The sequence below is a fragment of the Bradyrhizobium sp. STM 3843 genome, from assembly GCF_000239815.1.
Taxonomy (GTDB): domain Bacteria; phylum Pseudomonadota; class Alphaproteobacteria; order Rhizobiales; family Xanthobacteraceae; genus Bradyrhizobium.
Genome location: NZ_CAFK01000291.1, coordinates 1 through 21,151, shown reverse-complemented (window position 1 = coordinate 21,151; position 21,151 = coordinate 1). Strand labels below are relative to the sequence as shown.

At 65.2% G+C, this 21,151-nt stretch carries 20 protein-coding genes and 1 pseudogene; all 21 read right to left on the bottom strand.

The window, feature by feature from the left end; all coding sequences use genetic code 11:
• Positions 1 to 2: 2 nt before the first annotated feature.
• On the bottom strand, positions 3 to 1,025 hold the full coding sequence (locus tag BRAS3843_RS29330) for a molybdopterin cofactor-binding domain-containing protein (protein ID WP_008972773.1): 1,023 nt from the start codon (positions 1,023 to 1,025) through the stop codon (positions 3 to 5).
• Between the two features lies 1 nt (position 1,026).
• Positions 1,027 to 2,616 (bottom strand): xanthine dehydrogenase family protein molybdopterin-binding subunit, encoded by a 1,590-nt coding sequence (locus tag BRAS3843_RS29325; protein WP_008972772.1) that lies wholly within the window; start codon positions 2,614 to 2,616, stop codon positions 1,027 to 1,029.
• Positions 2,617 to 2,627: 11 nt separating this feature from the next.
• Entirely contained in the window at positions 2,628 to 3,104 is a 477-nt protein-coding gene (locus BRAS3843_RS29320) for a (2Fe-2S)-binding protein (protein WP_008972771.1), read from the bottom strand.
• Between the two features lie 4 nt (positions 3,105 to 3,108).
• Positions 3,109 to 3,927 (bottom strand): FAD binding domain-containing protein, encoded by an 819-nt coding sequence (locus tag BRAS3843_RS29315; RefSeq protein WP_008972770.1) that lies wholly within the window; start codon positions 3,925 to 3,927, stop codon positions 3,109 to 3,111.
• A 16-nt stretch (positions 3,928 to 3,943) separates the two neighbouring features.
• Entirely contained in the window at positions 3,944 to 4,387 is a 444-nt protein-coding gene (locus tag BRAS3843_RS29310) for an SRPBCC family protein (RefSeq protein WP_008972769.1), read from the bottom strand.
• 2 nt (positions 4,388 to 4,389) lie between these two features.
• Positions 4,390 to 4,827, bottom strand: a complete 438-nt coding sequence (locus BRAS3843_RS29305) for an SRPBCC family protein (protein ID WP_008972768.1) — start codon at positions 4,825 to 4,827, stop codon at positions 4,390 to 4,392.
• Positions 4,828 to 4,833: 6 nt separating this feature from the next.
• Positions 4,834 to 7,722 (bottom strand): flotillin family protein, encoded by a 2,889-nt coding sequence (locus BRAS3843_RS29300; protein WP_008972767.1) that lies wholly within the window; start codon positions 7,720 to 7,722, stop codon positions 4,834 to 4,836.
• Positions 7,723 to 7,741: 19 nt separating this feature from the next.
• Positions 7,742 to 8,575 (bottom strand): phosphoenolpyruvate hydrolase family protein, encoded by an 834-nt coding sequence (locus tag BRAS3843_RS29295; RefSeq protein WP_035983185.1) that lies wholly within the window; start codon positions 8,573 to 8,575, stop codon positions 7,742 to 7,744.
• Between the two features lie 3 nt (positions 8,576 to 8,578).
• Positions 8,579 to 10,793 (bottom strand): annotated as a pseudogene (locus tag BRAS3843_RS29290) (ABC transporter permease).
• Positions 10,786 to 11,568, bottom strand: coding sequence for an ABC transporter ATP-binding protein (locus tag BRAS3843_RS29285; RefSeq protein ID WP_008972763.1), 783 nt, complete (start codon positions 11,566 to 11,568; stop codon positions 10,786 to 10,788). The pseudogene BRAS3843_RS29290 and the gene BRAS3843_RS29285 overlap by 8 nt, the downstream one beginning before the upstream one ends.
• Entirely contained in the window at positions 11,561 to 12,643 is a 1,083-nt protein-coding gene (locus tag BRAS3843_RS29280; RefSeq protein WP_008972762.1) for a branched-chain amino acid ABC transporter permease, read from the bottom strand. Before BRAS3843_RS29280 ends, BRAS3843_RS29285 begins: the two co-directional genes overlap by 8 nt.
• A gap of 1 nt (position 12,644) precedes the next feature.
• Positions 12,645 to 13,661 carry a branched-chain amino acid ABC transporter permease gene (locus tag BRAS3843_RS29275; RefSeq protein WP_008972761.1) on the bottom strand — a complete coding sequence of 339 codons (1,017 nt, stop codon included), beginning with the start codon at positions 13,659 to 13,661 and terminating at the stop codon, positions 12,645 to 12,647.
• A 144-nt stretch (positions 13,662 to 13,805) separates the two neighbouring features.
• The gene (locus BRAS3843_RS29270; protein ID WP_008972759.1) at positions 13,806 to 14,630 is read right to left on the bottom strand and encodes an AraC family transcriptional regulator; all 825 of its coding nucleotides are present in this window, start codon (positions 14,628 to 14,630) and stop codon (positions 13,806 to 13,808) included.
• 122 nt (positions 14,631 to 14,752) lie between these two features.
• Complete coding sequence (locus tag BRAS3843_RS29265) at positions 14,753 to 16,006, bottom strand: ABC transporter substrate-binding protein (RefSeq protein ID WP_008972758.1); 1,254 nt, start codon at positions 16,004 to 16,006, stop codon at positions 14,753 to 14,755.
• Between the two features lie 209 nt (positions 16,007 to 16,215).
• A complete protein-coding gene (dhaK, locus tag BRAS3843_RS29260; RefSeq protein WP_008972757.1) occupies positions 16,216 to 17,205 on the bottom strand; it encodes a dihydroxyacetone kinase subunit DhaK in 990 nt (329 codons plus the stop codon).
• On the bottom strand, positions 17,202 to 17,657 hold the full coding sequence (locus BRAS3843_RS29255; protein WP_008972756.1) for a hypothetical protein: 456 nt from the start codon (positions 17,655 to 17,657) through the stop codon (positions 17,202 to 17,204). Before BRAS3843_RS29255 ends, dhaK begins: the two co-directional genes overlap by 4 nt.
• Positions 17,654 to 19,255, bottom strand: a complete 1,602-nt coding sequence (ptsP, locus tag BRAS3843_RS29250; RefSeq protein WP_008972755.1) for a phosphoenolpyruvate--protein phosphotransferase — start codon at positions 19,253 to 19,255, stop codon at positions 17,654 to 17,656. The genes BRAS3843_RS29255 and ptsP overlap by 4 nt, the downstream gene beginning before the upstream one ends.
• A gap of 5 nt (positions 19,256 to 19,260) precedes the next feature.
• Positions 19,261 to 19,539: an HPr family phosphocarrier protein gene (locus BRAS3843_RS29245; RefSeq protein WP_035983188.1), complete on the bottom strand. Its 279-nt coding sequence runs from the start codon at positions 19,537 to 19,539 to the stop codon at positions 19,261 to 19,263.
• Positions 19,540 to 19,580: 41 nt separating this feature from the next.
• The gene (gene dhaM / locus BRAS3843_RS29240) at positions 19,581 to 19,979 is read right to left on the bottom strand and encodes a dihydroxyacetone kinase phosphoryl donor subunit DhaM (RefSeq protein ID WP_008972753.1); all 399 of its coding nucleotides are present in this window, start codon (positions 19,977 to 19,979) and stop codon (positions 19,581 to 19,583) included.
• Between the two features lie 2 nt (positions 19,980 to 19,981).
• On the bottom strand, positions 19,982 to 20,587 hold the full coding sequence (dhaL, locus tag BRAS3843_RS29235; protein WP_008972752.1) for a dihydroxyacetone kinase subunit DhaL: 606 nt from the start codon (positions 20,585 to 20,587) through the stop codon (positions 19,982 to 19,984).
• Positions 20,588 to 20,590: 3 nt separating this feature from the next.
• Positions 20,591 to 21,151, bottom strand: a 561-nt coding sequence (locus BRAS3843_RS29230; protein ID WP_035983183.1) for an ABC transporter ATP-binding protein, incomplete at its 5' end; no start/stop codon positions are given.

Here is a 21,151-nt window from a genome sequence, read left to right as displayed (position 1 = left end):
TATCACCGCCTTGGCTGCGGCCGCGCGCCGCCTTGGGCCTTGATCGCGCGCAGCACCTTTTCCGGCGTGATCGGCAACTCATCGATCCGGACGCCGACCGCGTTGAAAATGGCGTTGGCCACCGCGGGCAGCACCGGGTTGGCGCACATCTCGCCCGGCCCTTTCGCGCCGAACGGGCCATCCGCGGCAGGGCGCTCCAACACCGCGATGTCGTGGGGGCAGATATTGCCCGGCCCCGGCATCAGATAGTCGACGAAATCGCGCGGGCCATGGGCGGGGTTCGGATAGTAAGGCTCCGTCGTTTCATAGAGCGCATGGCTGACGCCCATCCAGGCGCCGCCGACCAGCTGCTGCTCAACGAGCCGCGGGTTGAGCGCTCGTCCCAGCTCATAGGCGCTGTCCATCCTGACCATGCTGACCTCGCCGGTCTCGTCATCGACCTCCACTTCCGCAACCAGGCAGGCATGGGCGTAGCAAGTCGCCGGCGACATCTCGCCGGTCTCAGGGTCGACATCCGACAGCGGCACCAGGAAGATGCCGCGGCCCGAGATGGTGCGGCCCTGCTTGAACTGCGCCGCGATCGCCACGTCCTTGGTCGAGATCGAGCGGTGCGGCGCGCCCTTAACGTGGATGTTGCCACGGCCGTCGGTCTCGAGATCGGCGGCGTTGACCTCGAGCTCCTCGGCCGCCGCCTCCATCATCACGCCGCGCGCCTCGCGCGCCGCAGCCATCACCGCATTGCCGACACGATGGGTGCCGCGCGAAGCGAACGAGCCCATGCAATGCGGCCCGGTGTCGGAATCCGCGGTGTCGACATAGACGTCCTCGACCGGGACGCCGAGCGTCTCGGCGCAGATCTGCCGCGTCACCGACTTCATGCCCTGGCCGAGATCGATCGACGACAGCGCCACCGTGAACTTGCCGCTGGGATTGGAATGCACCAGCGCCTGGCTGGGATCGCCGCCGAGGTTCATGCCGATTGGGTAGTTGATCGAGGCAATGCCGCGTCCATGATGCCTGGTCATGTCAGCGCCTCCTGGTGCCGAAGACGGAGGAGAAACGGGTGGCGCCATGGGATGGCGCCGCCGGCGGTGATGGCGGCGCCGGTGGAGGCGGCGGTGCGACCGGCCGCTGCTCGGAAGCAGGCATCGCAATGCCGCGATCGTAACTGGTGCGCTGCTGCGCCGGCGCGGGCCGCGAAGCCACAGGCTCGCGCGGCGTCGGCGGAATCTCCGCCCTGGCCCCACCGCCCTCCTTGCGCGAGGACATCCGCTTGAATTCCTCGCGCAACGGCCACTTGGCCTTGTCGGCGGCGACCTGCACGCATTCGATCAAAGCGGTGTTCTTGGCCTCACGGCGATGGGCCTTCATGTCGCCGTCGCGATAGGCATTGATGATCCGGAACTCCATCGGATCGATGCCGACGAGGTGCGCGAGCTTGTCCATCTGACATTCGATCGCGAAGTCCATGCCGGTGACGCCAAAGCCGCGCATGGCGGTGGCCGGCGTACGGTTGGTGAAGACGCAGTAGATGTCGCCGTAAACGTTGGGGATCGTATAGGGCCCCGGCAGATGCGCCGCGCATTTGACGACCGCATAGCTCGACAGCCGCGTATAGGCGCCGCTGTCGAAATAGGCCGTGATCTTGCGCGCGACGATGCGGCCATCGCGCTTGACGCCATCCTTGATGAAGATGCGCTCCGCGCCGCGCGGCGGGCCATATTGCATCTCTTCCTCCCGCCCCAGCACATAGCGCACCGGACGGCCGGTCAGCATTGCGCCCAGGATCGCGAGCGGCTCGGTCAGCGTATCGACCTTGCCGCCGAACCCGCCGCCGACGGTGCCGCCGATGAAATGAAAGGTGTTCGACGGCACATCGAGAATCTTGGCGCAGGTGTCGAGTGAGAAGAAAAGCGCTTGCGTCGACGTATAGACGACATAGCGGCCGTTGGTGTCGGGCGCGGCGATCGAGCCGTTGGTCTCAGTCGGCGCATGTTCGATCGGCGACATCTGATAGCGCTGCTCGAGCACGTGATCGGATTCGGCGAAGCCGCGCTCGACGTCACCGAAGCGCAGCTTCTGGTGATCGTAGCGCTCGTGATACGTGAAGGTGTTCTTCGGATAGGTCTCGTTGACGACGGGGGCGCCGGGCTTGAGCGCCTCTTCGACATCGAACACCGCCGGCAAGGGCTCGTAGTCGACGCGGATTTTTGCTATTGCTTCAAAGGCTTCGAGCGGGCTGTCAGCCACCACCGCGACAATCGGCTCGCCCTTGTAGCGCACCTTGTCGACGGCGAGCGTAGGCTCGTCGTCCTTGCCGAAATTGATCAGGCTGAGCAGCGTGTTGAGATTGCGCGGCACGTCGCTGCCGCGGATGATCCGCCGCACGCCCGGTGCGCGGTCGGCTTCCGAGGTATCGATGCGGCGCAGCCGCGCATGTGGATGGGCGCTGCGCAGCACCTTCAGATGCAGCATGCCCTGCAGCTTGTGATCGTCGAAATAGGTCGAGGTGCCCGTGACATGGCCCAGCATATCCTGGCGCTGCGTGCCCTTGCCGATTTCCTTCAAGTTGTCGTCGCGCTCGTCGGCGAAGATGTCCTTGCGCAGTTCCAGCATGGCTCGTTCCTTCAGGCGCGGGCGCGTGATGCTGACGCGGCCAGCACGGCATTGATGATCGGCTCGTAACCGGTGCAGCGGCAGATGTTGCCGGAAATCGCCTCGACTACCTCGGCGCGGCTCGGTTGCGGGTTGCGATCGAGCAGCGCCTTCGCCGCCATCAGCATGCCCGGCGTGCAATAGCCGCATTGCGCCGCGAAATTGTCAGCAAACGCCCTCTGCAGCGGATGCAGGTTCGGGCCGTCCTTCATGCTTTCGAGCGTCTCGACCGAGCGCCCCGCAACAGTTTCGGCAAGCGTCAGGCAGGACAGATGTAATTCGCCATCGATCAGCACCGAGCAGGCGCCGCAACCACCCTGCCCGCAACCGAATTTGGGCGTCATGTCGCCGATCAGTTCGCGCAAGGCCAACAGCAGATTGACGCCGCCATCGACGAAGATCGCGACGTCGCGGCCGTTATGTCGGAATTGCAGTGCGGTCTTCGCCATGTCCCTACTCCTGTCCCGACAACAGCCGCCGCAGATGCACGCCTGCGATCTCACGGCGATACCAGCCGCTGGCAAGCGCGTTGTCGGCGGGCGATATTCCTTCGGTGACGGCCGCCGCGGCCGCGCTGATCGCTGTGCCATCGAGCGACCGACCGTCGAGTGCGCGTTCGGCTGCTTTCGCGCGGATCGGCACCGGCGCCATCGAGCCGAGCGCGATCCGCGCGCCGTTGATCCGGCCGCCACCGGATGGCAGATGCGCGGCGAGCGTGATGATCGATCCGCCTTTCGGCTTGATCCGGGCGATCTTGCGATAGCGGAACGCATCCGCGCTGGCCGGCCGTGCACAGGACACGGAGAGCACGAGCGTGCCGCCGTGTCGCTCGCGCGACTGCAGAAATTCCTCGATGGCGATGTCGCGCACACCCAGCCCGCCATGCACCGAGACGACCGCATCGAGGGCCAGCAGCGCCACCGTGAAATCGCCATAGGGGACCGGGGCAAACAGGTTGCCGCCGACCGTGCCCATGTTGCGCACGGCGGGGCCGCCGATCGATCGCGCCGGCGCATGCAGGAAGGCGAGATCGCGTTCGGCCAGGATGCGCGCGAAGGTCACGCCCGCGCCAATCACGACCCGCGAACTTGACGCGTCGATTCGTGTCAGCGTCGTGTCCGCGGCTCGCACGATGGTCGCAATCGAGATATCGCCCTCGTTGAGCGCCCGCATCACCAGCGTGCCGCCGCCGAGATAGCGCGCGCTGCGATCCGACGACAGCGCCGCGGCCACTTCGCTCGTGCTCGCGAATGTCTTCACCGTCACCGGCATTGGCATGCCTCCGGGCTCATGCTGTCCTCTTCAAGTGCCGCCTAATGGCGTCGAAACCGCCCTGGTAGATGTCCTCTGCCACCATCTTCGTGATTGAGGCCGCGTCCTCGGGCCGGGTGGTGAAGCGCGATTCCCAATGCCAGAAGGTACGGTCGCCATCGGTGACCGGGAGCAAACGGACATGAGCGACATAGTTGAACATCGGGATCGGCGTATCGAGCAGGCAGTAACTGAAGGTCTGCTCGAGATCGGACAGCGCGAGCAATTGCTCGCGCAGCTCCGAGCCGTCCTTCAGCTTGAAGCGCCTCACGCAGCCGATCTTGTCGGAGGCCTGCGCACGCTCGATCGTCGAGGTCGCGACCGCCGGATGCCAGCGGTCGTGCCCGTTGAAATCGCGCAGCATCTCCCAGACCGCTCCGGTCGGCGCATCGAGGATGGTGCTCTTGACCACGTGCGGCATGGTCAGCCTCCAAATGCCCGCTTCAAGGCATCGAAGCCGCCCTGGAACACGCCGCCCCCGATATTGCCGATGAGTTCGGACTCGCGCTCCGGCGCGCAGTCGAACTCGGCCGTCCACTCCAGGAATGTGTGGTCGCCGTCGGTCACCGGCGTCAGCCGCAGCGTCGCGACGTAGTTCTCGACCCCCATCGGGGATTCCAGGATCGAATAGGTGCAGAACATGTCGTAGTCGGACAGGCCGAGCAGTCTCTCCCGGATGCGATCGCCATTGCGCAGGCGAAAATCCCTGACGCAGCCGATTTTGTCCGCCGGCTCTCCGCCTTCGATCCGGCTCTCCGCGATCGCCGGATGCCAGTTCGGCAGACCGTTGAAGTCGCGCACGCGCGCCCAGACGCGATCGTTGCGCGCGTTGACGACGGTCGAAACATAGACTCGTGCCATCCTTTATCAGACCTTCTTCTTTGGCCCGCGCTCGGCCGCGGGATCGCCACCGGAGCCGGGCGCGGCAGCCTTGGCCTCTCCCGACTTGCGCGCCGCGTCCTTGATTCCCTGCATATCGCGGGCTTCACGGATCAGGCCCGGCATCTTGGCGAGGCTGCCACCTTCGACCCCGATGTCGGAAAGAATAGAGTCGATCAGCGGCGCCTGCACCCGATACCGCAAAGCTGAGTCAATCACTTCGTCGGTAGCGCTGCGACCTCCTCCGTTCACGGCGCCGTTGCCGTTGAGACCGTCGACCTGGAGAATGCGGATGCCTTCGATCTTCTCCATCGGCTTGACACTCTCGCGCACGATGCCCTCGATGCGATCGAGCAGCTTGCGGCGGAACAGCGAGTAGCGCGCCTGATCGGTCAGCACGTTCTCGGCCTCGTTGAGCATGCGCTGGGCTTCCGCCTCGACCGCCGCGCGCACGCGCTCGGCTTCCGCTGCGATCCGGGTTTCCTCCGCCTGCTTCTCGGCGAGCAGCACCTCGACCGTCTTGCGGCGCTTGGCGATCTCGCTCTCGCGGGCGGTGACGACACGTTCGGCCGCCTCGGTCGCGCGCATCCGCGCCTCCTCAGCCGCGGCGCGCGCCGCCGATTCCTCCAGCGATTTCTGATGCAGGGCGATGGCCTTCTCCATCAGGGCGGTCTCGACGTCCTTTTCCCTGACCACTTCGAGCTTGCGCAACTCGCGCTCGCGCCCAATCCGCGCTTCGTCGAGGCCACGGTCGGAGGCGATGCGCGCGCGCTCGACCTCCTCGCGTGAGGCGATCTCGGCTTCCTGCAGCGCCTGGACGCGGCCGATCTCGAGCTGCTCGATGGAGCGGCGCCGTTCAAGCCGTGCGGCTTCGAGGGCCTGCTCGCGCGAGACATCGGCGGTCTCGACCTCCTTGCGCGCCTTGATCTCGGCCTCCTTGACCTGGCGATCGGCATCGATGCGCTCGGAGCGCTTGGCCGCGAGCTCGATCACGCGCACCTCGTCGGCGAGCTCGATCGCCTTCTTCTGGTCGATGTTGAGCACCTCACGCGTCCTCGACGACGCAATCCGCTCGGCTTCCAGCGCCAGCTCGACGTCGATACGGCGCCGCTCGACCGCCTCGCGGCGCTTGAGCTCGGCGGCTTCGATCGCCTCGGTCCGCGCGATCTCGAGACTCCGCGTCTCCCGCTCGGCCTGGATGCGTTCGGCGGCAACCGCCTTCTCCTGGGAAATACGCGCGGCTTCGATGGCCTCGCGCGAGGCGATATCGGCCTCCTCGATCGCGCGGTGGCGTGCGATTTCCAACGCGCGGACCCGCTCCTCCTGGGCGATCCGGCTTGCTTCCGTTGCTTCGCGTGCCGCAATGCCGGCCACATCGAGTGCCTGGTTGCGCTCGATCTCGAGCTTGCGGGTGGCGTGTTCAGAGCCGATCCGCTCCGCGGCCAAGGTCCGCTCGCGCGCGATGCGGGCAGCTTCCACCGCCTTCTGCGCCTCGATCTCGGCCTCCTGAATGCTGCGCACCTGCGCAATCTCCAGCGCGCGGGTACGCTCGTCGGAGGCAATGCGCTCGACGTTAACTATCATGGTCTGCGCGATCCGCGCCTTCTCGGTCGCTTCGCGCGCGGCGATCTCCGCCTCTTCCACGGAGCGGGTGCGCTCGATCTCCCGCCGCCGCGTCTCCTCTTCATTGGCGATGCGTGCGTCGGTGACGATCCGATCCTGCTGGATCCGGGCCTTCTCGACCGCCTCACGTGCCGTGATCTCCGCCTCCTCGACCGTGCGGGTCCGCTCGATCTCGCGCTGGCGCACCTCGCGTTCCGAGGCGATCCGCGCCATATCGATTGCGCGCTGGTTGGCGATCCGGGCCTTCTCGATCTCCTCCCGCGCCGTGAGCTCCCGCTCCTCGACCGCGCGCATGCGCTCGATCTCCTGGTGCCGGGTCTCGCGCTCGGAGGCAATACGCGCCTCGGTGATGGCCTGATCATTGGCGATCCGCGACTTCTCGATCGCTTCGCGCGCCAGGATCTGCGCCTGCTCGGCCTCGGTCTCGCGCAGTGCGCGCTCGCGCGCGACTTCCGTGCGTTGCAGCGCGCGACGCATCTCGATGTCGCGCTCCTGCTCCAGCCGCGCGGTCTCGCTCTCGCGCTCGATATCCAGCGCCTGCCGCTCGGCTTCAAGATTGCGGGTACGGATGCGGATCATCGAGTCCTGCTCGATGTCGTTGCGCAGCTTGCGCTTGGCCTCGATCTCTTCCATCAGGCTCGTCAGGCCCTGCGCATCGAAGCGGTTCGATGGATTGAAATATTCGAGATCGGTCTGGTCGAGGTCGGTGATCGCAACCGATTCCAGCTCGAGGCCGTTCTGTGCCAGCGCTTCCGCAGCCGCCCCCTTGACGCGTACGACATATTCGCCGCGCTGCTCGTGCATCTGCTCCATGGTCATCTCGGCCGCCACCGAGCGGATGGCCGAGATGAACTTGCCTGACAACAGCGCGGAGAGCTGCTCCGGCTCCATTGTGCGGCGGCCCAATGTCGCCGCCGCGATCGCGACCGCCTCGCGCGTCGGCTGCACCCGCACGTAGAAATCAGCCTCGATGTCGACCCGCATGCGGTCGCGCGTGATCACGGCATCCTGTCTGGCGCGCGTGATGCCGATCGGCAGCACGTTCATGTTGACCGGCGTGGTGTCGTGAATGAACGGCAGCACGAAGGCGCCGCCATTGATCACGACGCGCTCGCCGAGGAAGCCGGTACGGACGAAGGAGACCTCCTTGGAGGAGCGATGATAAAGCCAGTTCACGATGTAGACGATGATGGCGATCGCAATGATCGCGACAATCAGCCAGAGGATCAGTTCGCCGATCAGATTCCCGGACATCTCGTTCCTCCTTTGACCTTTAGCGGGCTCCGATCGCCTTGAATCGGCGAACCTGCTCCGTCAGCGCCCGCTCCACCGGCAGCCGCTCCATCGACGAAGCGCCGTAGAACCCGTGGCATTTGCGCGTGTGTTTCATGATGAAATCGGCGTCGGCCGGCTCGGCGATCGGGCCACCATGCGCGAGCACCAGCACATCCGGATTGACGCTGAGCGCCGCTGCAGCCCAGGCATCGATCCGCGCCGGACAGTCTTCCAGCTTGAGCGCCGTCTGCGCGCCGATCGCACCACCGGTGGTCAGGCCGAGATGGCAGACGATGATGTCGGCGCCCGCAATCGCCATCGCCGCCGCCTCCGCCTCGCTGAACACATAGGGCGTGGTCAGCAGATCCTTCTCGCGCGCCTTGGCGATCATCTCGATCTCCAGCGCGTAGGACATGCCGGTTTCTTCGAGGTTGGCGCGGAAGACGCCGTCGATCAGGCCGACGGTCGGGAAATTCTGCACGCCGGCGAACCCGAGCGCCTTCAGCTGATCGAGAAAGACATCCATGTCGCGGAACGGATCGGTGCCGTTGACGCCCGCGAGCACCGGCGTGCGGGTCACGACCGGCAGCACCTCGCCCGCCATTTCGACGACGATCGCATTGGCGTCGCCATAGGCCATCAGGCCTGCGAGCGAGCCGCGGCCGGCCATGCGATAACGGCCCGAATTGTAGATTACGATCAGGTCGACGCCGCCCGCCTCCTCGCATTTCGCCGACAGACCCGTGCCGGCGCCGCCGCCGACGATCGGCACGCCCTTGGCCGCCATGGCACGAAACTTCTTCAACAGTGCCGCTCGCTCAAACCGGGCCATCGCTTACCTCGCCACTCTCCGGCGCGCCCCTGCGCGGCCAACCAGGTTGCGCAACGTGCTCACGATCGCGGATGTAAATTCCGGCTCGTTGACGTTGCGCCTGATGCGAATGAGCTGACGGTTGCCGGTCGCGCGCACGGTCTGTTCGAGCGCGCGAAACAGCGCTGCGTCGGCCTCGGGGTCCCAGAACGGCTGTCCCGGCGCATCCAGCGCCGACACGCCGCCCTCGGGCAGGAAGAAGCGCACCGGCCCATCCATGCGGTTCAGCCGCTCGCCGATCCAGCGTCCCATGCGCGCGTTCTCCTCGGCGGTCGTGCGCATCAAGGTCACCTGCGGGTTGTGGATGTGGAATTTGCGCTGGCGATAGCGCTCCGGAATCGTCTCCGGCTTGCCGAAATTGACCATGTCGAGCGCGCCGACCGAGCCGATGTACGGAATGCGGCTGCGGATGATGGCGCCGAAGCGATCTTCGGTGGCGGGAAACACGCCGCCCATCAGGAGGTCGCAGACTTCGGTCGTAGTCAGATCGATCACGCCGGCGAGCAGGTTCGAATCGACCAGCTTCTCCATCGACTGTCCGCCAGTGCCGGTGGCATGAAAGACCAGACATTCGAATTCGTCGCGCAGATCGGCCGTGATCTTCTGCACGGCCGGCGTCGTCACACCGAACATGGTGATGCCGATCGCCGGCAGATTTGACGATGTCCGGCGCGCTTCGTCGGCGCGCGCGTCCCAGCCGTGCCTTGACCATGCCGACCAGCGCGTTGGCGCCATTGGCGAGCACCGCACGCGAGATCGAATTGAGCCCCTGCACGTCGGTGACCGAATACATCATGGTGATGTCGGCAGGGCCGACATAGGGTCCGACATCGCCCGAGGCGACAGAGGAGATGATCAGCTTTGGCACGCCGACGGAAAGGCTGCGCATCGCGGGCGCGACCAGCGAGGCGCCGCCCGAGCCGCCGGCCGAAATGATGCCGGCGAGATTGTCCTGACGGCGGATCCAATTGGCGAAGGCCTCCGCCATCGCAGTGACCGACGTCCCGCGATCGCTGCCGAATACAGCTGCGCCGCCGCGTACGTGATTGAGCGCGATCTCCTGCGCGGACACGTCGCAGGTCTGGGCCTTTCCGCTGGTCGAGACATCGACGAGCCGCGTCCGCAACCCGCTCGCGGCAATGATGTCGCGGATGAAGCGTAGCTCCGCCCCTTTGGTGTCGAGCGTGCCGGCCACGAGCACGACGGGAGGTCCCGACGGCTGTTGGCTGCGGCGCGCTTCAACTTGCCGCGTCGAGGGCGCCTCCAGCCGCGTGACGCCGGTCGAGACCATCCGCGCAGACGCCTCGATCCGTGCGATCGGTACCGGCTGCGACCAGCGCGTCGGCGGCACCGGATTGGAGATATAGATCCGGATCGGCGCGCTGCCGCGCGGACGCGGCGGAGCGGCAGCCGTCTCCGCGGCCGGCGCATCGATCTCAATGTCGGCCTCGGCGTGAACGCCGACGCCGAGCAGCCGCTGCTGCAGATCGCGGTCGGCGGCCAGCCGGACGGAATCGATGATCCGGTTGATCCGGCCATTGACCATGATGGCGACGCTCTTCGAGATCGCGGTGGCGACTCCGATATTCTGCTCGATCACCAGCACCGAGATCTCGCCCTCCTCGCCGAGCCGGACCAGCATCTCCTCGACCTGCGCAACGATGACCGGCGCGAGGCCCTCGGTGGGCTCGTCCATGATCAGAAGATGCGGGTTGGTGAGCAGCGCGCGGCCGATCGCAAGCATCTGCTGCTCGCCGCCGGAGAGCTGGCCGCCGCCATTGGTCTTGCGCTCGGCCAGCCGCGGGAAGGTGTCGTAGATACGCTCGATGGTCCAGGGCCCCTGGCGAATGCCGGATGTCAACCGCAGGTGCTCGTCGACCGTGAGCGAGCGCCAGAGCCGTCGCCCCTGCGGGACATAGCCGACGCCGAGCCGCGCGATCGCAGCTGGACTCTGCCGGGTGATATCCTGCCCGCGCACCCGGACCGAACCGCCGCTCGGCGCGAGCAAGCCCATGATGGTCTTGCACAGCGTGGTCTTGCCCATGCCGTTACGGCCGACCACCGAGAACACGCCGGAGTCGAGCGTCAGATCGACGCCCTGCAGCGCGTGCGAATGACCATAGTAGACATCGAGGCCCCTGACCTCGAGCGCGGCTGGCGCACGGCGCAGATCACTCATGGCCGCCTCCGAGATAAAGCTCCTGAACCTCGGGGTCGGACTGGATCTCTTCCGGCAGGCCCTCCTTGAACACGCGCCCGTTGTGCATCATCGTGACGCTTTCGACGACGCGCAGCGCGACATCCATGTCGTGCTCGATGATGATGTAGCCGATATGGCTCGGCAGCGAGGTCAAGATCTCGATCAGCTCGCGCCGTTCGGTCGGTGACAGGCCGGCGGCGGGCTCATCGAACAGGATGAAACGCGGCGCACCGGCCAGCGCGAGCGCGATCTCGAGCTGGCGCTGCTGACCATGGGCGAGTTCGGACACGCGCTGATCCCTCGCCGGTGTCAGATACACGGCCTGGATCAGCGTCTCCGCCGCGTGCATCAGCGCGTCATTGGCACCGGGGCGCAGCAGCGAAAAACGTCCGCGCGAGACACCGCGACAGGCGAGATAGACGTTGTCCTGCACCGTGAGGCCGGGAAACAGCGCCGAAATCTGATAGGTGCGCCGCAGACCGCGCCGGATGCGCTCGTAAGGCGGGAAACGGGTGATGTCCTCGCCGAAGAAGCGGATCGTCCCCGACGTCGGCAGGAAATCGCCGGTCACGCAGTTGAACAGCGTGGTTTTGCCGGCACCGTTGGAGCCGAGCACCGCGCGGCGCTCGCCCGGCCGCACCGTGATCGTGATGTCGGTCAGCGCCGCCAGCGCGCCGAACATGCGCGTGACACCGCGCAGCTCTAGCGCGGCACCGGAACCGATCGCAGAGAGACGCGGCGCGACGCTAGCCATGGTGGGCGCCTCCGCGATAGGAGCTTGGCGCGCTGCGCCGGCGCCAATGCTCCCACAGGCCTACAACGCCGTCAGATGACCAGAACACAACGGCAAGAAAGCCGAGCCCGATCAGGAGGCGAAAACGATTGCCGTCCAATCCGAGCTGAACCAGCACATCAAGCGCGAAGGTGCGCAGGATCACGAAGATGAAGGCACCGATGAAGGCGCCGACCGGGCGTGTGATGCCGCCGACCACAGCGATGATCAGGATGTCGATGCAGCGCTCGACCGCGACCGAGCCTGGCGAGATCTGCCTGTAGTTCCAGACCTGCAGCACGCCGCCGAGCCCAGCGATCAGCGAGGCGAGAGCATAGGCCGCAATCCGATGCGCATTGACATGGAAACCGAGCGCGGCCATGCGGCGCGGATTGTCGCGGACGCCCTGCAGCGCCAGGCCGAAGGGCGCCCGTGAAACATACACGACCGCGAAATAGCAGAGCGCGGCGACTCCGAGGGTCACATAATAGAACGGAATATCGGCGCGCCAGTCGACGCCCCAGAACTGCGGGGTCGCAATTGTATTGAGGCCGGTATGGCCGTTGAAGATGGCCCAGTTCTGGTTCGTGAAATAATAGAAGGCGGCGCCGATCGCGAGCGTGATCATGATCGTGTAGATGCCCTCGGTGCGCACCGCGAGCGCGCCACCGAGTGTGCCGAACCCCGTCGCCAGTGCCAACGCCATCGGCGTCGCCAGCCACCACGGCCAGCCGAGGCTGATCTTGGCACTGCCGCTGACGCCGAGCACCGCGACCATGTAGCCGGCAAAGCCGGCGATGGTGAGCTGCATCAGGCTGACCATGCCGCCATAGCCGGCGAGGAACATCAGGCTGAGCGCGACTGTTCCTAGAATCAGCGTGGTGCCGAAGATCTCGATCAGGAAGAAGCCGTTGGCGAGCAGCGGCATGATCAGGAGGATCACGGCGACCGCCCAGGGCGCCGGGTTCTGCGCAATCGACCAGGCCGACGCGTCCGGCGTCAGCGCTGCACTTGCCGGCGGCTTGGCGTGAAGATGGGTGCGCTCCGCCAACGACATCTCAGCGCCTCGCGACCAGGCCTTGCGGCCGCAGCGCCAGCACCACGACCATGATCAGGAACGTCACCACGATCGCATAGGTCGGGATGTAGACGGAGCCGAGTTGCTCGGCGAGGCCGATGATGACGGCTCCTAGCGCAGCTCCGGGAATCGAGCCCATGCCGCCGACGATCACGACCACCAGCGAGGCGAGCAGGAAACGCGTGTCCTCGCCGGGCGAGATCGACTGAAACGTGCCGCCGACCACGCCGGCGATGCCGGCGAGCCCGGCGCCGAGCGCAAAGACGAACACGAAGACAAGCTGGATCGGAATCCCCGTCGCGGCAAGAATGTCGCGATCGTCGACCCCTGCGCGCACCATCAGCCCGACGCGGGTGCGGTTCAGCGCAAGCCACATCAGGACGCCGATCACGACCGATGCAGCGAAGATCACGAGCCGCACCAGCGGATATTGCAGATAGACGGCTTCGCCGGACGATTTAACCGCGGTCACGAACGGCATCTGCACCGGGCCGATCAGCCATTGCGGCGTCGCGATCTGATAGAAGTCACCGCCGAAGGCCCACAGCATCAGGTCGGCAAATACGATCGAGAGCCCGATGGTCACCATGGTCTGCCGCAGATCCTGGCCCTCCATGCGGCGAAACACCACGATCTGCAGGATGATCCCGACCAGCGCAACCAGGACGAAGGCGCCGATAAAGCCGAGCAACCAGGAACCGGTAGCGGTGCTGATGCCATAACCGACATAGCCGCCGAACAGATACAGCGAGCCGTGTGCCAGATTGACATTGCGCATCAGGCCGAAAATCAAGGTGAAGCCGCTCGCGACCAGGAAGTACAGACCACCAAGCGTGATGCCGTTGAAGATCGCATTGAGGAAGACCCTCTTCCTCCCGATCGCCTCTTCAAGTCCGGGCGGCCAGACCGCAAGCAAGAGCCAGAGCAGCAATGCGGCGGCGACCAAAACGATCAGCGCCCATACCGGATGACGCTCGATGAAGCGAGAAGCTGTCATGGCCGATCAGCGGCCGTGGCGATGGCCCATTGCATGAGGTCCTCCCGGCACGCCGCGTATTGACGCGCCACGTTTTTGCGCAGCCTAACCACCGCGTAGCCGACTGATTTGATTGTCAGTCTCTTTTCGCGTTTTGCGGATGCGTTATGCCCGCAGCACTTTTGCTGCACGGCGATAATCGGTCGGTGCCATCCCGACATTGGCGGCGAAGAACCGCGTAAAACCGCTTTGCGATGAAAAGCCGAGGTCGAAGCTGATATCGACGATCGGAGCTTCCGTGGTGACCAGCGCGTCAAGCGCCTGCTCCATGATCAACGTGTTCAGATAAAGGTTCGGTGTCACGCCCGTCTGGTTCCGGAACAACCGATAGAAATGCGGCCGCGAGAGCCCCGCTTCGCGCGCAATCGTATCGAGCTCGATCTCCGCCCCCGGGCTTTCCGACATCAGCCTGATCGACTTGCGGACGCGAAAATCGGTCACCCCCGCCGCACCGCGTCCCTCCTCGGCGTCACAGCTCTGCCAACTCTCGTCATGGCAGATGTCGATCAGGTGCCTGAGCTCACAGTCCAGCGTGCTCAGGGACGGCGCGCCACAGACCAGCGCCGCGGCACGCCTGATCTGTTTTTCCAACGCCGCGGTGCGTTTGAAATGCGTCCGCCCGAACCGCAGGGCGCAAGTACCCGAGGCGTCGGGAGCAAACCATTCGGAATTGACATAGAGCACGAAGAACACGGCGCCGTCAGCGATATCCGCCGGCAGGAAGTTGTGCGGTTCCCAGGGATTGACGGCGACGATCGAAGTATCGTCGAGCAGCCAGCGGCGGTCGCAGACATCGATGCTCGCCGGCATTCCTCCGACATGAAAGATCAGGTGCCCTTCACGATGCGCATGCACGTTGAAGGGCTTGTTCAACTGATACACCGTCGCGCGACCGAACCGGCCGTGGAAAACGGCGAGCGCCCTGCTCATGCGCTCCCTCCCGGGGATGGACTTTTTTGTTGACCCGCAGCGTTCCTCAATGGCGGCGAGAATTCAAGAGCCGTGCACGCAGCTAAGCGCGCACGGCCTTTATCGCAGGTGCAAAAATTAGGTCAGTACTTCTTGCATTCCGGCACGGTACGGCTTGGCAGGCCGATCTTTGCAAACACCGCCGGATCATAGCCAAGCGTCTGGTTCACGTTGGGAATGACCTTCACGACCTTGCTGAACAGCGCACCCTTGCCGTCGTCCACCACCTCCGTGACGAAATTGGTCCCGATCGCCTGACGATTGGAGTCGAGCTTGATCTTGCCGTTCGGCGCATCAATCTCGATCTTCGCCAGCGCGTCCTTCAGCTTGGCCTGGTTGTCGCTGAGATCGCCATTGACCTGGCGCAAGGCCAAGATCAGCGCCATGGTCGAATCGTAGTAGTTGGTCGCGAGCAGCGACGGGCTCGGGAACCGCTTGTTGGGTGGGAACGCGTCTTGATAGGCCTTGACGAATTTCTGCCAGCCCGGATCGTCCCAGGTGTCGGCCTGACCGCTCGCGGCGATGGTGCCGATCAGCGCGTTCTTTGCGCTCCCCTTCGAGGATAGGATGGTCTGATCGATCATGATCGAGCCACCCATTAGGTGCGCCTTGCCGCCGGCCTGCTGGTACTGGTTCAGGAAATTGACCGCGTCAGCGCCGCCGAGGCCGAGATAGATCGCGTCGACATCGTCGGGTAATGCAGCGATGACGGAAGCGAAGTCCTTGGTTCCGAGCGGAACCCACTGCCGGTTCGTGACTTGGCCGCCCGCGCCGCAGAATTCCAGAACCAGACCGAAGACCTGGGTATAGATGAAGGAATAGTCCTCGCCGACCGTCGCGATCTTGCGGTAGCCCTTGGTCTCATAGGCGTATTTGCCGAGGCCCACCTGCCACTGCGCGCCGTCCATGTTGTAGCGGAAAAAATTCGGCGCCGGGTCCACGTAAGTGGTTTCCTGCGCACCGGACGCCGCATTGACGAAGGTCAGCTCGGGATGGGTCTTAGCGAAATTCTTCACCGCGATGCCCTCGTCGCCCGACAGCGGTGACAGCAGGATCTGCACCTTGTCCTGCTCGATCAGCTTGCGCACCGCGCGGACAGCGGAATCCGGCGTTGCGTCAGTCGAGGCGATGACGAATTCGAGTTCCTTGTCGCCGACAGTCTTGCCGAGGACGTTGAGCGCCGTCTGGAAGCCGCGGATACCGTCCTCGCCGAGGACGGTGTAGGTGCCCTCCAGGGTGGCAGTGACACCGACTTTGATTTTCTGCTGCTGCGCGAAGGCCGTCGTTGATAGCATGATGGTGCCGATCGCAATCAGCACGGAACTGCGTCTGACCATTCCACTCCTCCCTGTTTGCTCTTCACGTCAGGGCAAGAGGTCGCACGCCTCCCCCTGTTCAGAAGCGAGGCTAGCGCAGGATGTCGACGGCGCACCGGGCGGCCCGCCGACACGCTTGACAGGCAGTCTCATTTTGAATGGTGCGGCGCGAGCCGCCGCCGCATTGCAGCAGGTCGGAACCGCGAAGGCGACCGGCAGAGGTCAGAGCTTCAGCAGCCCCAGCGAAGCGCTGCGGTGTGCACGGGGGCGTCCCACAGTGCGGTCGTCGCGTCGTCGAGCATGGTCACGGTGAGTGAGCAGCCGGCCATCTCGAGCGACGTGACGTAGGACCCGACCAGACCGCGGCCGATGGTAAGGCCACGGCTCTGCAAGATCCGTTGCGCCGAATTGGCTATCACATAGAGCTCCATCGCCGGCGTGCCGCCGAAGCCGTTGACGAGCAGCAGGCAAGGCGCGCCGGGCTTCGGCGAAAGATCAGATAGGATCGCGCCCATCATCTCCTCGGCGATGGCGTCGGCGGACGCGAGCTTGACCCGGCGACGGCCCGGCTCGCCATGAATGCCGACGCCCATCTCCATCTCATCCTCACCGAGCGAGAATGTCGGCTTACCGGCTGCCGGCACCGTGCAGGATGAAAGCGCCACCCCCATCGAGCGGGTGCGCCGGTTGACGTCATCGCCAAGCGCCTTCAGCGCGGCGAGATCGCGCCCCTGTTCCGCTGCGGCACCCAGCACCTTCTCCACGACAAGCGTACCGGCGACACCGCGCCGACCGGTGGAATAGGTCGAGGTCTCGACCGCGACGTCGTCGTCGGTGATCACGGTCGCAACCGGTGTCTCCATCATTTCCGCCGCCATCGCGAAATTCATCACGTCGCCTTCGTAGTTCTTGACCACGAACAGACAACCCGCACCTGTTTCGACCGCGGCCGCCGCCGCGAGCATCTGGTCCGGAGTCGGCGACGTGAAGACCTGGCCCGGGCACGCCGCATCGAGCATGCCCATGCCGACAAAGCCTGCGTGGAGCGGCTCATGCCCGGAGCCGCCGCCCGAGATGAGCCCGACCTTGCCGGGCTTCAGCGTCTTGCGGCACACGAACTTGTTGTCGTCGCCGAGCTTGAGAATATCGCCGTGAACCGCGGCAAATCCCTGGAGGCTCTCGGAGAGCACGTCAGGAACGGCATTGATCAGCTTCTTCATGACTTTCCTCCTGGTTCAGCGTCGTCTTCGTTTTCATTGGCGGACATCAGTGCCGTGATGCCGCGTGCAACGCCTGCGATGATGCGATCCGCATGTGCATTGGCGACCGGATCGCCAAAATCAGGGAGCTCGACGACCAGACGCCGCATCGGCCGCTTGCTCTCGATGTCATCGAGCCGGCCGGGATGAGCGGCACGATAGGCAGCCAGGAAGGCCCGCTGCTCCTGCGGGGCGAAGTGGCAGATGTGAAAGATCGTGTCGAGGTGCTGGACGGGAATTGGCGTCGGATAGGCCGGATTGACGATCTGCGAGATGAAGCTTCTGTTCTTGCCGATCGCTTCCGCCAGCCGTTGCCGCGTGCCGGACGGCCGGCTGTCGATCACGGCACGCAGGATCGCCTTGTACTCGGCAAGCGGGCTGGCCGGAATGGACGGAGTCTCGGCGTCGCTCATGCCCTCTCCGTCAGCCTGGCAAGGTCGAGTTCACGAATGGTCTGCTTGACCATCGGCAACAGGCCGGGCGCGACCGACAGGCTCCGCACGCCCACAGCCAACAGCGCGGGTATGCTGCGCGCATCGCCTGCCGCATCGCCACAGACGGAGACCTCGATGCCCTTATCGCGGCCTGCACGCACGACATGGGCGATCATGGCCAGCACGCCAGGATGCAGCACATCGGCATAGTCCGCGACCTCGGCGCCGTCCCGCGCGGCCGCGGTGGCATATTGCGTCAGATCGTTGGTGCCGATCGAGAAGAAGCCCGCAGCAAAATCCTGCGCAGCCAGGGCAGCAGCCGGCACCTCGACCATCATGCCGAAGCTTGGCTCGGCAAAGGCTGCTCTGCTTTCGGCAAGCTCGGCCAAGACCGCGCGAAGATGCTCGTGGGCTGCCTCAAACTCGGCGGGATGGGTGACCATCGGCAGCATGATCTTCAGCGGCCCCCGCGCTGCGGCACGCGCCAGCGCACGCAGCTGGATGCGGAAGATGTCCGGGTGCCGCAGTGAGAGCCGCAGGCCCCGCAAGCCGAGAAACGGATTGCTCTCGCCATCGACCGTGTAGCCTGGAATCGGTTTGTCGCCGCCAGCATCGAGCGTGCGAATGGTGACGGGGCTCCCCTCAGCCCAGCGTACCAGTTCGGCATAGGTGCGATATTGCGCATCTTCGTCGCGGAGCAGGTTCGCGGTGAGGAACTCGGTGCGCGCAAGGCCGATGCCGTCGCACGCCGCCGCGGGCAAGCCCGCGATGTCGGCGGCTCCCGAAACATTGACCAGCACGGCAATCGCAACGCCGTCGACAGTGACCGCCGGCTCGCATTGCCATTCCACTGCACTTGCCTTGCGGCGCGCCAACCGCTCGCTCGCATCCCGCGCCATTGAAACGGCTTCTGAATCCGGGTCGATCATGACGCTTCCGATCTCGCCGTCAACCAGCACCGTGCCGGCGAGCTTCTCAACCTCGCGGCCGAGACCGACGACCATCGGCACCCCCCTGCTCCGTGCCAGCATCGCGACGTGACTGGTCGGACTGCCGTCGCCGAGCGCGATGCCGCCGCCTCGCGACCAGTCAATGCCAAGGAAAGTCGAAGGTGGCAGGTCACGCGCCACCACGATTGCGCCCTCGGGCAGATCGGCCTGCTGAAGGCCAAACAGACGACGCAGCACCCGATCGCGGATATCGGCGAGATCGGCGGCGCGCGCGCGAAAGTATTCGTCCTCGGCCGTCTCGTAACCTGCGATCTCCTCCTGCATCGCAGACAGCCAGGCAACATCGGCAGCAACGCCGGCCTCGATCTTCGCATAGGCTGATACGGTCAGCGCGTCGTCCTCCAGCAATGCGAGCTGAAACGCGATCATATCAGCGGCGTCGCCAACGAGCTCCGACGCCAAGCTTGCCACCGCATCGCGGGCGCCTGCGACCGCATCAGCTAGCGCTGCACGCTCTTCCGCAACCGTGCCGTGCTTGCGCTTCGATGTCTCCGGCGCACGCAACAGCAGGGCGGGCCCCACAGCGAGGCCACTCGAAGCTGCGCGACCCACCAGTCGCCGCTGCATGGCAGCTACTCCTCCTCGAATTTGCGGTTCACCAGGTCGACCAGCGCCGTGACGGCCGCCTGGGCATCGCTGCCGTTCGCGCGCATGAACAGCGTCTCTCCCTTGGCCGCTTTCACCCGCATGATCTTCACCGGGCTCTTGGCATCGGTCCATGGTCCGTCGGCGCGGATCGCGACTTCCACCGTGGCGGCAAAGCGCTTCGCGAGCTGGGTCAGCTTGACCGACGGGCGCGCATGCAGTCCGACCTCATTGGTCAACAACGCATGCGCTTTTACTTCCTGCATCGCGAGCTCCTCCTTCCGATCTGCGCGTTCATGGCCGCCCCTCATCCCCCCATCAGCTCCTCTGCAGTAGCGCGCACCACGTCGAGCGGGGACCCGCCCGACGCTTCCGCCGCCGCCATGACAGCACCTTCCACCAAGGGCGCGTTGCAGATCACGATCCGCTCCCGCCGCGCCTCCGGCATCATTTCGACCGCCATCTCGCTGTTGGTCTCGGCGCCGCCGAGATCGACGAGAATGGCTACCCCAGCCTCCGACCATGCTCTGTCGATGGCGCCCATGATGGCGCCGACGTCGGTCCCGAGCCCGCCATCGGCATTGCCGCCGACGGCTGCGAGCGGCACCCTGTCGCCGACCATCTGTCGCACCATGTCGGCCGCGCCTTCCGCCACCTTGGCGGAATGCGAGACGATGACGATGCCGACATTGTTCCGTTGATCCATATTCAGGCCTCGTTGAAGACATTGCAGACCGCCTGCACCAGCAGGCTGGCGGAACGCGCGCCGGGGTCCATGTGGCCGATCGAGCGCTCGCCGAGGAAGGAGGCGCGGCCGCGGATCGCCTTCATCGGCACGGTCGCGTCGGCAGCTTCGCGTGCGACCGTCGCAAGCCGGTCCGTGAGATCCGCGCCGCCGGTCGCGAAGGCCGCCTGCACCGGGACCAGCACGTCAAGCATCGTCTTTTGCCCGGCGTCCGATTTGCCACGCGCCTTCACCTCGTCGATAGCGCGGCCGAGCGCGGCGGCCGCCTCAGCCGCCGTCGGGTCAGGCGGCAAAGCCTTGCCCAATCCCATCGCGAGCGTGCCGTAGAGAGGGCCGGACGCCCCGCCGACCTTCATCACCAGCGCCATGCCGACCGCCTTCAACCCATCCGGCAAGGGTTTGGCCGCGATATTGTCCGCGTCGGCAAGGACGGCCTCGAAACCACGCTTCATGTTGAGGCCGTGATCGCCGTCTCCGATCGCCTGGTCGAGTGAGGTCAGCTCCTCGGCATGAGAGACAATGGTCTCCGTCATTGCCAGGATCAGTCTGCGTTTGAAAGCATCATCCATGGTCTATCTCACCCGCTCACCAGCGCGATCGAAGCAGAGCGGCCGAGTCAACTCGATATCCACGGCATCGCCGACGTTCAACCCGGTATCCGGTTCGACCAGGCTCACGATGGCATGGTTGTTAAGATCAATATGCAGATGGTTCTGGTCGCCGAGCCGCTCGATCCATTTCACGCAAGCAGCTGCCGTTTCGCGACGCGCGCGGCGCACGGTCATGTGCTCGGTTCGCGCGCCGATTGTGATGGCCTCTGGCGGCGTCGCAATGTTCGGAAACAGCGCGCGCGGAAGCAGATTGATGCCGGGGCTGCCGAGCCGTGTCGCGACATAGGCATTGGCCGGATCCTCGTAGACCTCGCGCGGAGTGCCGACCTGAACCAGCCGGCCCTGATCCATCACGCCGATGCGGTTGGCGAGCGTCATCGCCTCGACTTGATCGTGGGTCACATAGAGCATGGTCGCGCCGAGATCCTGCTGGATGCGCTTCAGCTCGATTCTCAGGTCCGACCGCAGCTTGGCATCCAGCGACGACAGCGGCTCATCCAAGAGCGCGATGGCGGGACGACG